The sequence below is a fragment of the Pseudomonas sp. TH21 genome, from assembly GCF_016651025.1.
GTDB classification, from domain to species: domain Bacteria; phylum Pseudomonadota; class Gammaproteobacteria; order Pseudomonadales; family Pseudomonadaceae; genus Aquipseudomonas; species Aquipseudomonas aylmerensis.
The window spans coordinates 3,739,091-3,754,246 of sequence record NZ_JAEKEQ010000001.1; the positions used below are offsets into that span (position 1 = coordinate 3,739,091).

At 63.1% G+C, this 15,156-nt stretch carries 13 protein-coding genes; 3 read left to right on the plus strand and 10 right to left on the minus strand.

What is annotated here, in order from left to right; translation table 11 throughout:
* The first annotated feature begins 193 nt into the window (after positions 1–193).
* From JFU04_RS16340 to JFU04_RS16350, 3 genes are all read left to right on the plus strand, one after another.
* A complete protein-coding gene (locus JFU04_RS16340; RefSeq protein WP_201144933.1) occupies positions 194–1,513 on the plus strand; it encodes a serine hydrolase domain-containing protein in 1,320 nt (439 codons plus the stop codon).
* A gap of 95 nt (positions 1,514–1,608) precedes the next feature.
* Entirely contained in the window at positions 1,609–1,854 is a 246-nt protein-coding gene (locus JFU04_RS16345) for a hypothetical protein (protein WP_201144935.1), read from the plus strand.
* 28 nt (positions 1,855–1,882) lie between these two features.
* Positions 1,883–2,218, plus strand: coding sequence for a DUF6388 family protein (locus JFU04_RS16350; RefSeq protein ID WP_065907827.1), 336 nt, complete (start codon positions 1,883–1,885; stop codon positions 2,216–2,218).
* A gap of 1 nt (position 2,219) precedes the next feature.
* Here JFU04_RS16350 and JFU04_RS16355 read toward each other — a convergent pair whose 3' ends face one another.
* From JFU04_RS16355 to JFU04_RS16395, 10 genes are read right to left on the minus strand one after another with little or no spacing between them, the layout of a single operon-like run.
* Entirely contained in the window at positions 2,220–3,062 is an 843-nt protein-coding gene (locus JFU04_RS16355) for a serine/threonine-protein kinase (protein WP_201144937.1), read from the minus strand.
* On the minus strand, positions 3,059–3,772 hold the full coding sequence (locus JFU04_RS16360; RefSeq protein ID WP_201144939.1) for a protein phosphatase 2C domain-containing protein: 714 nt from the start codon (positions 3,770–3,772) through the stop codon (positions 3,059–3,061). Before JFU04_RS16360 ends, JFU04_RS16355 begins: the two co-directional genes overlap by 4 nt.
* Positions 3,769–7,131, minus strand: a complete 3,363-nt coding sequence (tssM, locus tag JFU04_RS16365) for a type VI secretion system membrane subunit TssM (protein ID WP_201144941.1) — start codon at positions 7,129–7,131, stop codon at positions 3,769–3,771. The genes JFU04_RS16360 and tssM overlap by 4 nt, the downstream gene beginning before the upstream one ends.
* Positions 7,132–7,146: 15 nt before the next feature.
* Positions 7,147–8,010, minus strand: a complete 864-nt coding sequence (icmH, locus tag JFU04_RS16370; protein ID WP_201144943.1) for a type IVB secretion system protein IcmH/DotU — start codon at positions 8,008–8,010, stop codon at positions 7,147–7,149.
* Positions 8,011–8,015: 5 nt separating this feature from the next.
* Entirely contained in the window at positions 8,016–9,344 is a 1,329-nt protein-coding gene (tssK, locus tag JFU04_RS16375; protein ID WP_201144945.1) for a type VI secretion system baseplate subunit TssK, read from the minus strand.
* A gap of 1 nt (position 9,345) precedes the next feature.
* Positions 9,346–9,825 (minus strand): type VI secretion system lipoprotein TssJ, encoded by a 480-nt coding sequence (tssJ, locus tag JFU04_RS16380; protein WP_065907870.1) that lies wholly within the window; start codon positions 9,823–9,825, stop codon positions 9,346–9,348.
* A 5-nt stretch (positions 9,826–9,830) separates the two neighbouring features.
* On the minus strand, positions 9,831–11,000 hold the full coding sequence (gene tagH, locus JFU04_RS16385; protein ID WP_201144947.1) for a type VI secretion system-associated FHA domain protein TagH: 1,170 nt from the start codon (positions 10,998–11,000) through the stop codon (positions 9,831–9,833).
* Positions 11,001–11,016: 16 nt separating this feature from the next.
* Positions 11,017–11,148, minus strand: coding sequence for a type VI secretion protein (locus JFU04_RS30285; protein WP_242485911.1), 132 nt, complete (start codon positions 11,146–11,148; stop codon positions 11,017–11,019).
* Between the two features lie 41 nt (positions 11,149–11,189).
* A complete protein-coding gene (locus JFU04_RS16390) occupies positions 11,190–12,722 on the minus strand; it encodes a sigma-54-dependent Fis family transcriptional regulator (protein WP_201144950.1) in 1,533 nt (510 codons plus the stop codon).
* Entirely contained in the window at positions 12,719–15,151 is a 2,433-nt protein-coding gene (locus tag JFU04_RS16395; RefSeq protein WP_201144952.1) for an AAA family ATPase, read from the minus strand. The genes JFU04_RS16390 and JFU04_RS16395 overlap by 4 nt, the downstream gene beginning before the upstream one ends.
* Positions 15,152–15,156: the final 5 nt, after the last annotated feature.

Sequence of the window (15,156 nt, forward strand, 5' to 3'; positions counted from 1 at the left end):
TGCGTAACGCTACACGTCCTGATGCCGGGAGCGAAAGGCTTTTGCCGCGGCACACGCAACATTCCCCGTTCACGCTATCCGTTGGCGCTTGTCGGGTACGGTCAGTTAGCCCATCCTTTGCCGTGTCATTCTCGAACGGACTCGAGCCCAGGCCTTGCTCCGTGTGTCTTATCCGCGATCAAGGTGCCTGTTGATGCGACGAATCCTGCCCCTCATGACCGGCGCGCTGCTGGGTCTTTCAACCACCGTGGCCAACGCTGCCGAAGCCAGCTTTCCCGACGCCCAAGCCAGTGACCCGGCCCGCCTCCAGTGGATGGTCGGTGCTCCGCCACCGCCGGAGCGAACCCTGCGATTTGAAGATGGCAGCTATTTTCGCTTCCCGGCCATGCGCTGGAGCGTGGCGAACTTTCGTCAATTGATGCCCACGATCAATGTGTCCCGTGGGCTCGGTGCGAGCACGGCGTTGCCCCGGCGTCTTGACCCACGCATCGACGAACTGCGCGTCGTCCCCAATGGCGCCAGCCAAGCGTTGACCTGGCGCCAGAGCCTGGATGCCACCTACACCGATGGCATTGTTGTACTGCACCGCGGGGCCGTGGTGTACGAGCGCTATTTCGGCGTGTTGAAAGAAGACGGGCAACATGCGGCAATGTCCGTGACCAAATCGGTGATCGGCACACTGGGCGCCATGCTCGTCGCCGAGGGCACCCTCGATGCGCAGGCAAAGGTCGCGACTTATGTGCCCGAACTGGCGAACTCCGCGTTCGGCAGTGCCACGCTGGAGCAGGTGCTGAACATGACTACGGCGCTGGACTACAGCGAAGACTATGCCGACCCCACGGCAGAGGTCTGGGCCCATGCCCAGGCCGGCAATCCGCTGCCCAAGCCCAAGGACTACGTCGGGCCGCGCAGCTACTTCGAGTTTCTGCAAACCGTCAGGCAGCGCGGCGAACATGGGCAGGCGTTCGGCTATAAGACCGTCAACACCGACGTGCTTGGTTGGGTGATCGCACGTGCCACCGGCCGCAACGTTGCCCAACTGCTCAGCGAACGCATCTGGAGCCGCCTGGGCAGTGAACAGGATGCCTATTTCACCGTCGACTCCATCGGCACACCGTTCGCCGGTGGTGGCTTGAACGCCGGGCTGCGCGACATGGCGCGCTTTGGCGAGATGCTGCGTAACAACGGGCGCTACAACGGCGAGCAAATCGTGCCCGAGGCGGTGCTGAAAACGATTCGCCAGGGCGGCGACAAACAGGCTTTTGCCCAGGCAGGCTATAGTCAATTGAAAGGCTGGAGCTACCGCGCCATGTGGTGGGTCACCCACAACCCGGATGGCGCCTTCATGGCGCGCGGGGTCCATGGCCAGAGTATCTATATCGATCCCGCGGCCGAGATGGTGATTGTGCGGTTCGCCTCCCATCCGATCGCGGCCAATGCGGCCAATGACGCCGTCACGTTGCCGGCGTACGAGGCCATGGCGCGTTATCTGTTGGCACGGCCGGGGGCTTGATCTGCGCCAGTTCAGGGTTGCGGCGTCGGCGCTACACTCGACGTGCTGTTCCTCCCGAAGGAGCGGGAGTCCGACATCAAGGAGGTTCGCTCATCATGCAAGACAAACTTTTGCGTCCGTTACTGTTCAACGCCGTGCTTTGGCTGTGCGGGATCACACTATTGTTCACGGTCAGGGACATCGTCGGACGGTTCAACGCCCCTATCGACGATGGCTTGCTGGACCTTGCCCTGGTGCTGGCCGCCTACGTGCTACTGTTTTTGCTTGAACCGATACGTTGCCGGATCAGCCGCCATATGCGAAAACACCTACAGCGCCGAGCCCGTCGTCACACGCACTAAACACTACCAGCCCCACAGGAGTACACCTTTGTCACCACCCGGCGATAACCACCAGCTTGCGCTGGACAGATTCTTGAACGAACACCCGGACGTGGCCATGCAACTGGACACCCTCAACCCCTTGGCCGCCCAGGCCAAGGGCGAAACCCTGGCACAGTACCGAGCCGAACGGCTGCATGAAGCGTTCGAAGCAGAAGCCGAAAAACAAGGCCTGTTCGCCTGGGAGCTGACCCTCAAACTCACCAGCGACTCCAGCGAGGTCTTTGAAGCCCAGCGCCGCGAAGTGCACAAGGAGGTCGCGCAAATGGCCGGGCTGAGTTGGCACGAGTACTGCCAATTGCATGACTTTCCACCGGAGCCTTGAACTAGAGGAACCAGCGCCGCCGAGGGCCAGCCAGCGCCTCGCGCAACTCGGCGATGCTCACGTTCCGCTGCTCCGGATCGGCCGCCAGGGCTGAACGCAGCGCCGGCCAACAGTGCCTGGGCAAACGTCGTGGCCGTAGCAGCTGCTGATCAAGCTGGCGCCCACCGGGGCGCTGCCCCTGGGCCAAGTCATACAGCACACACGCAGCGCCATACAGATCGGTACGGGCCGACAGTGCGCCACCGGCCATCAGTTCCGGCGCCGCATACGCCGGTGTCCAGGCGTTCAAGCGGCCCCGGCTCAAGCCCGGCAGCCCCGCCGCTTCCTGCGCTTCGGCGTAACCCAGGCCGAAATCGAACAAGCGCAGCCCCTGCTCTCCCAGCATGATATTGGCGGGTTTCACATCGCCATGCAGGATGCCTTGCCGATGGCTGCAGGCGAGCGCGTCGAGCAGTTGCAAGGCCAGGGGCTGCAGTTCATGCCACGGCAATCCTTGCAAACAGCCCTTGAGCACCCGGTCCAGGGTCATGCCCTGCATCAGCTCCATGGTAAAGAATGCCAGCTGATGAACCGTATCGACCTCGAAAGCGAACGCCCGTACCACGTGGTCATGCCGCACGCTGCGGGTCAGGGCGAATTCGCTGTAGAGCAACACATGGGCATCGGAAGACGCGGACAATGTCTCGCCCAACACCTTCAGCGCGATGCCGGCGCTGGGCTCGCCAAACGCCTCATGCAGCAGGTCGCGGGCACGATAGACCACGCCCATGCCCCCACTGCCGAGTATGCGCTCCAGTTGATAACGCCCCGCCAACAGATTCGGCAAGGCTGCAGCGACGCTCATGGCTGGATCACCACAGCGGTGAGGTCATCCCGCGCCGGCCCGCGCAACACGTCGGTGAACAAGCGCTCCACCACTTGCCAGGGTGCGTCCAGGCTCATGGCGCTGCCGAGTTGACCATGGCTGAGCCCTTGATAGAGCCCATCGCTGCACAACAAAAACACGTCGCCTGGGCGCGTGCGCAGTTCCAGGACCTCCAGGCTGAGCGGTCGGCGCGCGCCAATCGCACGGGTCAAGGCCCTGGCGCTCGGATGGGCCTGGGCCTGTTCCAGGCTCAGTTGCTGCGTGTCCATCAACTGCTGTTGCAGCGAGTGGTCACGCGACAATTGGTACAGGCGCTGCCCACGCCACAGGTAGCAGCGGCTGTCCCCGGCCCAGATGCAGGCCGCACGGCTGGTTTCAAGCAGCAAGGCGACCACCGTACTGCCAACGATGCCCGGTTGCGCAAGCACCTGGCCCAACTGACTGTCGAGCCCGCGCAGGCAAACCCGGATCGCATCGATGCGTTGCTCGAAAGAGCCACCCTCAGGCAACGCCGCCAGGCTACTGATCACCCGCTGGCTGGCCACGTCCCCCGACTGGTGGCCGCCCATTCCATCCGCCACCGCCCAACAACCGGCCTGCGGTGCATCGAGAAACGCGTCCTCGTTGCGCGGGCGCGCCTTGCCTTGCAGGGTACGCCCGGCGCTGCGCCAGGCCGGTCGTTGGCTCACAATTGCTCCGGCAAGCGGAAGGTGCGCCAGGCCGCCATCTGGAACGGGCTGGGATTGCGCTGGCTGGTCAGCAGGTAATTGGCGCGCAGGCCGGCAAGGTCGGCCTTGATGATCTGCGCTTCCCTGCCGCTGGCCGGCTCACTCTGCATCAGATCGAACAGGCGAAACAGCGACCAGTCCCCGTTGTTCTTTTCAATCCCCAGTGGCCGTTGCGCACCGCGCTCCAGCACCAGGCTGCTGCGCCGGTTGTCCGCCTCGCCAGGCCAATGAAAGGCCATCGGCACGATCGGACCATGACGGTATTCCAACTGCTGCTCACCCACCTGCAGGATCGCCCGGCTCACCGCCTGGTCCAGGCTATAGGGCGCCAGGGTGAATCGAACCGCCCACTCCCCCTGCTCCTCGGTGAAAAAACCCTGGCGAATGATCTGGGCCTTGTTAAGTTGCTCCAGCAGTGAACGCGACATCGGCAGGCTGCGCCCATCCACGCTTCGCAAGCGAAAACGCGCGCCCTCGACGCTGACGAAAGGCCGCAGGTAGCCCTCATGGAAGCGCGCCATAGCCCCCCGCGGTTTGAAAAACTCCTGGAAATCGCCCAAGGCAACATCACTGCCGGCATGCGCATTGAACGGGTATCGACGCTGGATCGCCTTGGCGTAAAAGGCGTAAACTTCACTGTGGTAACGCTGGTTCACGTGCCGATACGCGTCATCGAGCAGGTGACGCCAAGTCTGATCAGCAATGCCTTCGACCCAGCCCTTGAGCGGCAACGGCAAGCGCGTAGCGGCATCGCGCAGGTTGCCCAACAGCGGCTGCTGCCCCTCCATGCGTTGCTTGACCAGTTTGAACGCGGCCTGCTCCGGCGAGCTTTCCCGGTTCAGCGCCGACAGTTGCAGGTGTAACTCATCGAGCAGGCGCAATGCCTGTGTGAGCTTGGCTCCTGGATTTTGCGTTTCATCAAGCAGCTGATGCAAAGGCTCGAAGCGACGCTGTAGCGCGCGCCGGGCGGCATCGGGGACGACCTGCGCGAGCAAGGCGCCAGGCACTGCCACACCTGCTGCGCCCGCCTGCTGGCCGATCGCCTCAAGCCGTTCATGGATCGGCAACAGCTGAGTGTTTTCACGGACCTGCTGCAACAGCTGGACCCATGCAGACTGGGCTGATGTGAGGCTTGCAAGCTGGTCGGCCATTTGCCTCAGGTCGTCGCTTTCCTGCAGCCGGATGCGGCTGAGGGCCTGGCTCCAGGCATCGGCATACTCACTGAAGTAGCGCTGCTCCAACGCCAGCATCAAGCTGCGCAAATCCATCGGACTGAGGTCGGTGCCCTCTCCGAGCACCCAGTTGTCCTGGGCGATTGCATTCACCAGCCGGGGGCCCTGCTTCTCGAAATACTGCAGGTATCTCTTGGTGTAGAAGCCGGGGATGGGCGGCTCCAGTGGGGAGAACACCGGACTCTCGGCCAACCGATAAGGTTCGAGGTTGCTGGCCTGCTCGCGCAATGTCCGGTAGACCACGTCTGCCAGCGACTCACCGCGCAATACCTGGCGCGCCTGGGCGACGAGCGCCTCGTTCACGGGCACTGCGAACGGTTGCTCCAGCAACCGCGCAAAGTGCTCATTCAACCGCGTCTGCACTGACATATCCCCGGCATAACGCGCAGACCACAGGCCAGCCAGATGCTCGGTCAACCAGCGGGTGTCGCGCCGCTCGCGCAGATTGAGCATCAGGTACGCGCGCAGGGTCTCCAGCAGTCGTTCACGCTCGCCAAGGCTGTTCTGCAACTGCTCCTCCAGCAGGCGGCTCACCTGCGGCAGCAGTTGCTGAAGCAGGGTTTGCTCATAAGCGTTGGCCAACACCGGCCGACTCACCTGCCCCTGGTACAACCCGGCCCGATCCACCCAGCGCACCTCTGCCAACGGTGCAAACACCCGCGTCGCCGCCAGGCGATTGTCCAGCAGCGCCAGCAATACCAGGGTCTCGTCTGCACCGGGTGGCGTGGGTGGCGCAGGCTTGAGCAGCTCCGGCAGTTGCGCCAGGCGTTGATGGTTGAACGAATAACTGTGCCCCCACAACACCGCCGCAGCGCCGAGGACCAACGCTGCCGTCAACGCCAGCAATCCTTGGCGTCGTCGCAGACGATGCCGTTCCGGAGCCTGCAGCCCGGCAAGGTCGGCCCCGGCAAAAATCACGCGGTTGAACAGGGCTTGGACAAAATGCGCGCGCACCTCGCTCGTCTTCGCACAGGTCAGGTAGAACCCATGCAACCCATTGATACGCTGGTAGCGATGAGCGGAAAACGCCGCCTCGACGAACAGGCACAAGCGCTCGCCGAGACGGGCAGCCTGCCGTGGGAAATCGAGAATCAGGCCACGTCGCTCGAGGTTTCGCTCCTGGTGCAAACGCGGGATCAACTCCGCCCCAAGGCGTTGCAACAGTGCCTCGAACGCGGCTCTCACCTGGGCGATCTCCACGCCGGCCCCGTCGGTCTCCAGGCGCCCGCCGAAGACGTCCTCCGGGCCGTCGCCTTGCAGCACATCAAAGAATTCGGCAAAGCCCGCCAACCGGTCGGCCTGGGTCAACACCAGGTAAACCGGCACATCCACGTGCAAACTTTGCTGGATGTCCTGCAGGCGGCTATGCACATGACGCGCCTGCATTTCCAGATCATGCTCATTGCTGCCCAGCAACGTGTCCACCGACAACGTCACCACCACGCCATTGAGCGGCCGCGCCCTGCGCCGTGCCTTCAGCAGACCCAGCAATGTCGACCATCCGGCCGCATCCACTGAAGGGTCAGGCTGAGTCAGGTAACGGCCGGCAGTCTCCACCAGCACCGCTTCGTCGGCGAAATACCAATCACAGCAGGAGGTCGCCCCCAGAGGGGCGGGCCCGGTTCGATCAAGCGGACCTTGCAGGCCACTGGCGGCCAGCAAGTGAGTCTTGCCGCTGCCCTGTTGCCCGATCAGCAAATACCAGGGCAACTCGCTGCGCCAACGCTCGCTGCGCTCACCGTAGCGGCGGGTGCTTTTCAGTGTCTGCAGCGCCTCCTTGAAGCGTCCGCGCACCTGCTGGCGTTCATTGCTGATCAGCCCTTGGTGCTGGTGCTTCGCCTGGTGTTCCGGCTGGTTGAGCCGCGCCGACCGGCGCGCATCCACCAACACCATTGCCAGCCCCCACAGCAGGAACAAGCCACTGATGGTCAGCAGGCGCGCCGTCGCACTGTGCCAGAAACGATAGTCATCGACGGCCAGCAATGGCCCGAAGCACCACACCAGCAGTGCGCCGGCGAACACCAGCAACAGGCTCCAGACCCAGATTTTGCGCAGCACCCTGCCCGCGCCCTTGAAGAATGCGTTCATTCCTTGCTCCCAGCGTTACAAGGGCGTTCGAGCCTGAGCCGACGCCAACAGTTGAAGAGGTTGCAACACCGTCATGCGCTCCTTGCCCAGCACCCAGGCAAAACTCAGGTACATCGCCAGCACAGCGGCCAACCCTACGGCCACGACCGCAGGGGTAGAGAGCATGCGAATTCGAGAATGGCGGCCCTGCGCTGCACCGGACGGTGCGGCCATCGAGGGACGATCACCCCGCACATGCTTGATCTGTCGGTACAAGGCATCCCTCACCGAATCGAGCTGGGCCCCGCCTCGCTCCATGACACGGTATTTGCCTTCAAAGCCGATCGACAGGCAGAGGTACATCAACTCCAGCATCGCCACGTGCTTGAAGGGATCACGCGACAGCCGCTCAAGCAGCTGGAAAAATTTCTCGCCGCCAAACGTTTCATTGTGAAAGCGACTCAACAGGCTTATCCGCGGCCACTCACTGCGACTGCCCCACGCCGTGGTGACCACCGCCTCGTCAATCACACTGCACAACACATAACGCGCCGACATCACCTGGCCCGCCTCGCCGCCCTGTTGCAAGGCATGCGCCTCAAACATCGCCACGCCGGATGACAGCCGCTCATTGAGGACCTGCAGGTTTTCACGCCCGGCGCTGGCCTTGAGCTGTACCACCTGCGACAGCAGTTCCCACGCCGCCGCCAACAACGCATTGGGGCCCATATTGAAGCGCTGGGCCTCCTGCAGGCGGGCGGTGTAGATCATCCGGTCTTCCAGTTGCTCGAAGCGCGGTGGCGAGGGAGCGTCCGTCAACGGCCCCTGCGCCGGTCCGACCCCGTCGCGATCAAGCAGCACGGTTTTCTCATCCTGCGCGTATTCACTTTCCCTGTTCATGGCAGTCAGTTCCTGATGGCCCAGAAGTTGAGTTCCAGCTCGGCGAACTCGCCGCTGGCATGGAAGGCAAAACCACCCGACTGCTCCAACTGCGTGATGTCACGGGCACTGAGTTCGAGCATGAAATAGGTCTTGTTGGCGTGAAACGGAATCTGTCGCGGCGCCACCGGCAGTGGCTTGACCTTGATACCGGCGAGATGCAGGTTGACCAGTTCGCGGATGCGCTCCACGGGGCCGATCTTCAGGTGGGCGGGCAGTCGATGGCGCAGCTCTTGCGCATCACACTGCGCGGCGGCTGCCAGGATAAACGTCGCCGTCCCGAGTAACTTGAGATCACTCACCGGGCAGACCAGCACCCCGTACTGGCGCGGTTGCAACACCAGCTCAATGGCATGCTGTTCGAGCACCGACGACAGCACGGCGCGCAAGCCGACCATCAAGCCGCGAAAGCTCGCACCCTGGTCGGCGTGCCGGTAATGCACGTCCCATTGCGCACGCTTGCTATCGGTCGCAAACGTCGATAGCTCGCCGAGAATCGACAGCAACTCGCGGTACACTGCCTCTGGACGAACCTGGGTCTGGCCCAGGTAGTGACGCACAATCAATTCGGCGCGATTGATCAGTTGCAGCATCAGAAAGTCGCCGACCTGTGCGCCTGCGGAGGTGCCATTACCCTGGACGCGCGCGGCGATCGCATCGCCACGGCTTGCAAGTAGACTGATCACCTCCTTGACGCACGACGACACATAGCCGGCCTCCTGGAGATAGATGAACGTCGGGACGAAATCCGTGTCCAGCCGCACCCCGCCTTCGCGGGTCGAGTCCAGCAACCGGGCGACCTGCAGTTTCACGTAGCACGGGTCACTGGCCTGTTCTCCCAGGATCAGGCGCAGGTCCGGGCGTGCACAGTTGATCTGGCAGCGCGAGTCGACGCCGGCGTTGGAATCGCCAATCTCGGTTTCACAGGCCACATAGCGCGCCAGCACATCGACTTGCTCAGGGTTGCGCACTTCAATCTGATTCAAGGTCACCAATGGCAAGGCCAGGTACACGGCTTGCGGGCCAGCGTCGGCGGGCACCTGCAACACCAGGGGTTGCATCGCGCCGCTCAGCTCGAACAAGCTGCCGTCCGGCAATACACCGCTGGCCTGGTTGACCACCACCTTGCCCAGATTGAGGTACTGCAAGTCGACTTCCAGGGTGAGGAACCCCCAGGCATCACCGGCCAGTAACCGTGTGCGGTTGAGTTGCTGATGGTAGTAGCGATCGTTGTGCTGCAAATGCTGGGGCTTGAGCAGCATGCCTTCGCGCCAGATAACGTTATGCACCTGCATTTCAATCCTCCTGCCTGTCGGTGTGCGGGACGGCGAAACGAATACCGGTCTGGTCCAGCACCAGGTCGGCACGCGTCAGGTGCGCTGGCATGACCGGCAACACCAGCCGCCATTGCACATGGGGCAAATCGCGATAGGCCGCCAGGACGCCGACGTAACGACTGTGCGGCCCAACGCCAAGCTTGAGCGCCAACCGCTCCCCGGGCCGCAGTGTCAGTTCTTCGCTGCTGACCCAGTCTTTGGGCAGGGACTGTTCGGCCCGGCCATACAGGCTGAAAAAGTCGGCATGCTCGAATGCCACGGGATGCCGCAGCTCGAGCAAATGCACGACCACCGGCGAAGGACGGCCATGAAGATCGGGGTTGACCTCGTCGCTGGCCGTCAACGTCAGGTCCAGCTTGGTCAGGGTCGAAAAAGGCGACACGCTGCTGCAACCGACCAACAGGCCCAGCGCTACTACCATTGATGCAAATCGATACATGAACATCATCCAGGGTACGCCGCGTGCAGGGTGGAGATCAGGCGCACCTGTTCCGTATAGGCTTTGGAAAAATCAATGCGCAATAGCGGCTCCTCCGGACAGGCCTCGTCGCTCAACCGACGGTAGTGGCGTTGGTAAGCGCGCCAGTGCGCGCCATCGGTGAGCAAACGACGCGGCTTACCCTCGCGTTCGAAACACAGCAGCAGATGGCCTGGCGCAAAGCGCGCGAATGCGCTGCGCACGGCGGTACGGCAAGCCACGACCAGGGCCAGTTGATGCACTTGCAATTCCTGCCACGCCTGGACGACCGCGCGCTCGGCCTGGCATTGGCGCGGATCGCCACCACCCAACAGCGACGCGAGGGCCGCCTGGGGATCGCCGCAGTCTTTCAAGGGGTTCTGACGCATCACCGGAGTGCAGCCATCCATGCCCATCTCGGTGTACAGCTCGTCGCGGGTTCGCAGACCTTGCTGCAAACCATCGATGGTTTGCCTGAGCAACCCGGCGGCCTTGATCGCCAGGGCTTCGCGCCCGGGAATATCGAGCATATCCACCTGCATGCCCAACGCCTCGCCGAACTGCGCCCAGAAGGTCTCTGTGGTTGCCGGGGCAATCCTGTCGGGTTGTGGCGACTCAATCTCCCTGACCGGCTCAGCCCACTGAGGCACGACCAGGTGGTCATGGTCCACAGCCCGGTGATCCATCGAGTGACCGACCGCGTCTGTGCACGTGTCCAACGCGTCCAGCTCTGGCGATGATTCGCCACCGCGTTGTTCACGCTCCAGCGCTTGGAGCGGGTCCAACCCCAGGAACGCATCGTCGGGAATGGGTTGCCCCGGGACGCCTGGATGGCGCTGATGTCCGATCAGCCGGGCTCGAATCTGCGTCGCGCCCAGTTGGTAAACATCGCCCTCGTTGATCAACCGCGCCTGCCCCTTGCAGAGCCGCTCCACGCTGCCGGACACACCGATACCGTTGCTGCTGATATCGGTGAGGAAGTAGCCACCGTCACGGTAGCTGACCAGGCCATGGTGACTGGAGATCAAACGCGCGGTGTCCGGAATGATCCAGTCACACGCCTTGCCACGACCGATCACGCCGCCGATGCCGTCAAACGTTTTGCGCGCCGGCAACTCACCCCTCGCGGCTTCACACACTTCAAGCACTAATTGCATTGCAGGACCTCCCGGTTCAATGGCCGCGACGAGCCGCCTGGGGATCACCCAACGGACGATAGTCAGCATCATCAAAGACATAATTGGCGTTGCAGCCACCCAGCAAACACAACACAAGCACCACGGCTTGCCACGGACGAAAAGGCATCAGGTTCCTCCCAGGGAAATCAGGTATGCACACGCACTCATTCAGCCCTCCTCGCGGGCATCGCCCATGGGAATCTTCAGGCGGGCCAGCCGATAGAGCAGCGTGCGGCGCGCGACGCCCAGCTCGCGAGCGGTACGCGTGCGATTGCCACGGTTCTTGTGCAGGCAGTCGATCAGGAATACGCGCTCCACCCTCTCCAGGCGTTGGCGCAACGTGGTGTCGACGGGTTCATCGGTGCGCACCGCTGACAAGGACAGGTGCTCCGGCAGGATCACGCCGTCGTCACAGAGCAGCACCGCGCGCTCCACCAGGCATTTGAGTTCGCGCACATTGCCGGGAAAACCATGCCTGGAGAGCTGATCCAGCGCAGCACTCGACCACTCCACGGGCGCGCGCCCCAGGGCAGTGCAGGCCTGTTGCGTGAAATCACGCGCCAGCAGCAGTACATCGCCATCGCGCTCACGCAGGGCCGGCAGTTCAATCGGAAATTGCGCCAGCCGGTAGTACAGGTCTTCACGAAAGGTCCCAAGCGCCACCATCGCGGCGAGGTCTCGATGGGTCGCGGCAATGATGCGTACATCGACTTTATGCGCCGCTGCGGACCCCAATGGGCGAATTTCACCTTCCTGCAATACCCGCAACAGTTTGGCCTGCAGCGACAGCGGCATATCGCCGATCTCGTCCAGGAGCAAAGTGCCACCGTGCGCCGTATCAAACAGCCCTGCGTGGTTGCGTTCGGCGCCTGTGAAGGCGCCCTTGCGGTAACCGAACAGTTCGCTTTCCAGCAGGCCTTCCGGAACGGCCGCGCAGTTTTGCACCACAAAAGCCTTGCTGCTGCGCGGCCCCGCGGCATGGATGGCGCGTGCCACCACCTCTTTGCCGGTACCGGTTTCGCCGCGCAGCAGCACCGTGTATGGGGTCCCCATCACCTTGGCGATCAGTCGACAGGTGGCATCCATGGCCGTGCTGTTGCCGATCAAGCCCAACGCCGCGCGAGGAACGGGCGCACAGTCCTGCGGCTGCGCGACACTTTGCGCAGTGCGCATCCGTCGCAGCAACGCCAGTTGCATCAAGGCGAAGCTCGCCAGATGGCCGAGGGAAACGCTGTAGTCCTGCAACGGTTTCGAGTGGTGGCTCGCACACAGCAATACGCCCGCGAGGGTCTTCTGCCGGTTGAACAGCGGCACGCACAACAATGAATGCCAAGGCGTCGCCATCGCGGGCAAGAACCCGGTGTCGTAGACGCTGGTCGGCAGGTCATCAATGCAAAGGCCCTTTCGCTGACTGAGCACATGCTGCAGCACTTGCTCACACTGGAAGTCCGCGTTTAAAACCGGCTCGGCGGCCGGCAGTCCCGCAGGCAAATGCTCGGCAATCAGGCGCAGTCCGCCGGTTGGCTCGTCGCGCCAATACAATTGGCTGAGTTCGCACTGACTCAGTTGCGCGGCCGCCTCGACACACAGACCCGCCAACGTCGTCTCGTCGCCATCGATGCCCAAGCGGGCGAACCAGGCCAGCAACGCCTCGGCGTAAGCCACGGGATGGGTCAGCGGGTTCAAGCGGTCATCCGTCATTGGCTGAACTCGCAGCTGGGCTCGCCACGGCTGCCCAGGCCGGCATGCACCCGCGACAGGGGCTCGCCACTGGCCATGGTCTCCAGCAACCGATCCACCACCTGTGGCAGCAAGTGGATCTCGATCCATTGATCGATATACCGGGCACCGCTGTCACCATGGGTACACCGCTCAGCCATGTACGCCACCAGCTCAGGCGTGTAGCTGAAGGCGAGCTTGCGCAGTTGCAGCCTTTGCCCGAGGCGCTCCAACTTGAGCCGGGCCATTTCATGCAGCAGCTCACCGGTGAGCGGGTAGTACGGCACCACCCGCATCCGCGCCAGCAATGCGGGCTTGAAGTGGGCACGCAGCAGCGGTTCAAGCGCTTCTTGCAACACCTGCACATCCGGGCGCCGGCCATCCGCGCACAAGTCGCCGACGGCCTCACTGCCGAGGTTGGAGGTCATCAGGAACAACGTGTTGCGAAAATCCACCTCCCGCCCTTCGCCGTCATTGGCCAGCCCTTTGTCGAAAATCTGATAGAACAGGTTCAACACGTCCGGGTCGGCTTTCTCCACCTCATCGAGCAGCACCACTGAATACGGACGTTGGCGCACGGCTTGCGTGAGCACCCCGCCCTCGCCATAGCCGATATAGCCGGGTGGTGCGCCAATCAGCCGCGACAGCGCATGTTTTTCCTGATACTCGGTCATGTTGAGGGTGGTGACGAAACGCTCGCCGCCGTACAGCAGGTCACCAAGGGCCAGGGCCGTCTCGGTCTTGCCCACGCCACTCGGGCCCACCAGCAGGAACACCCCGACGGGTGCGTCGACCTTGTTGAGCCCGGCGGCCACCGCGCGCAGGTTGCGATCAAGGGCCTGTACGGCTTGCTCCTGGCCAAGGAGGCGCGAACGCAACGCGTCGGCAAACCCCATAACCCGCTCATTGGTCTCAAGGGCCAGCTGTTCAACGGGGATGCCGGTCCAGGCGCTGATGACCTGCGCGACCAGGCGCGGGCACACGTGTTGCGCAGACGCTTGCCGCTCCAGCCACTGTTGCTCCAGCGGCTGCCGCTCGCATTCCACTGCCGCCATGCGCAGGTTCAACGCCTGCAAGGCCTGTTCATCGACGACAAGCCCGGTGTCCCTGTCACGGCTCAACGCCTGGTGCTGCAGCGCACCTGCCGCCTGTTCGGCATACAGGCGTTGCAACACTTCGGGCGCGCTGTCCCGGCTGGTGCGCAAGCGTGCACAGGCGGTGTCCAGCACATCCACCGCCTTGTCCGGCAACTGACGCCCTGCCAGGTAACGGGCGCTCAACTGTGCAGCCGCAACGACGGCATCGTCACGAACGTAGACCCCATGGCTGCGCTCATACACCGGCACCAATCCGCGCAGGATCGAAATCGCCTGGTCGACACTCGGCTCACCGATGAGCACCGGCTGAAAACGCCGTGCCAGCGCAGGATCCTTTTCAAAGTACTGTTTGTATTCCCTCCACGTGGTCGCGGCGATGGTGCGCAACTCGCCACGCGCCAGGGCCGGCTTGAGCAGGTTGGCCGCGTCCGAGGACCCGGCCTGGGCGCCCGCCCCGACCAACGTATGAGCCTCGTCGATAAACAGGATCACCGGTTGCGCCGACGCGTTGATCTCATCGATCACACCCTTGAGGCGCCGTTCGAACTCACCCTTGATACTGGCACCGGCCTGGAGCAAGCCCAGGTCCAGCGTCAGCACTCGTACACCCTTGAGAGGTTCGGGCACCTGCGAGCTGACCACACGCAAGGCGAGGCCCTCGACAACTGCGGTTTTCCCCACCCCGGCTTCGCCGACAAGAATCGGGTTGTTCTTGCGCCGGCGCACAAGGATGTCGATCAGTTGCCGGATCTCGGCATCGCGACACAACACCGGGTCGATACGCCCGTCCTGGGCCTGCCGCGTCAGGTCATGGGTAAAGCGTTCCAGCAAGGATTCGCCATTCGGTGCGCAGGGACGCCGAGGCGTCTGGGCCATCAGAAAATCCTGCACACGCCGCGTGTCCAATCGGCTCAGCACCGCCTGATAGCCACTGCCTGCGTGCTCCAACGGATGGCGCAACAGCGCCAGCAACAAGGCGCCATGATCAACTTCGGTGTGTTTGAGTTCCAGGTGGGCAACCATCCAGGCTTGTTGCAGCCATTGCACAAGCGCCAGGGCAAATACCGGATTGCGTGACGCGCTCGACTCGCCCTTGGGTTGCAAGGTGGCTTGCAGCTCGCCGGCGTCGATCCCCGCATCCGCCAACGCTCGCATCAGAAGGCCTTCGTGATCGTCCAGCAAGGCCAACAGCAAGTCTTCCACCAGCACCTGCGTGCCGCCGCGAGCCACACAACGCTCGGCTGAACGGGCAAGGTCCTGGCGGGCTTGGGCGGTCAACGTCTGGATCAGGTGTTGCAGGTCCACATTCATCATGATGA

What these genes read in the sequence shown, in the direction of transcription:
- JFU04_RS16340 (WP_201144933.1), top strand. Translation starts at nt 194, where the DNA reads ATGCGACGAATCCTGCCCCTCATGACCGGCGCGCTGCTGGGTCTTTCA.
- JFU04_RS16345 (WP_201144935.1), top strand. Translation starts at nt 1,609, where the DNA reads ATGCAAGACAAACTTTTGCGTCCGTTACTGTTCAACGCCGTGCTTTGG.
- JFU04_RS16355 (WP_201144937.1), bottom strand. Translation starts at nt 3,062, where the DNA reads ATGAGCGTCGCTGCAGCCTTGCCGAATCTGTTGGCGGGGCGTTATCAA.
- tssM (WP_201144941.1), bottom strand. Translation starts at nt 7,131, where the DNA reads ATGAACGCATTCTTCAAGGGCGCGGGCAGGGTGCTGCGCAAAATCTGG.
- icmH (WP_201144943.1), bottom strand. Translation starts at nt 8,010, where the DNA reads ATGAACAGGGAAAGTGAATACGCGCAGGATGAGAAAACCGTGCTGCTT.
- tssK (WP_201144945.1), bottom strand. Translation starts at nt 9,344, where the DNA reads ATGCAGGTGCATAACGTTATCTGGCGCGAAGGCATGCTGCTCAAGCCC.
- tssJ (WP_065907870.1), bottom strand. Translation starts at nt 9,825, where the DNA reads ATGTATCGATTTGCATCAATGGTAGTAGCGCTGGGCCTGTTGGTCGGT.
- tagH (WP_201144947.1), bottom strand. Translation starts at nt 11,000, where the DNA reads ATGCAATTAGTGCTTGAAGTGTGTGAAGCCGCGAGGGGTGAGTTGCCG.
- JFU04_RS30285 (WP_242485911.1), bottom strand. Translation starts at nt 11,148, where the DNA reads ATGCCTTTTCGTCCGTGGCAAGCCGTGGTGCTTGTGTTGTGTTTGCTG.
- JFU04_RS16390 (WP_201144950.1), bottom strand. Translation starts at nt 12,722, where the DNA reads ATGACGGATGACCGCTTGAACCCGCTGACCCATCCCGTGGCTTACGCC.
- JFU04_RS16395 (WP_201144952.1), bottom strand. Translation starts at nt 15,151, where the DNA reads ATGATGAATGTGGACCTGCAACACCTGATCCAGACGTTGACCGCCCAA.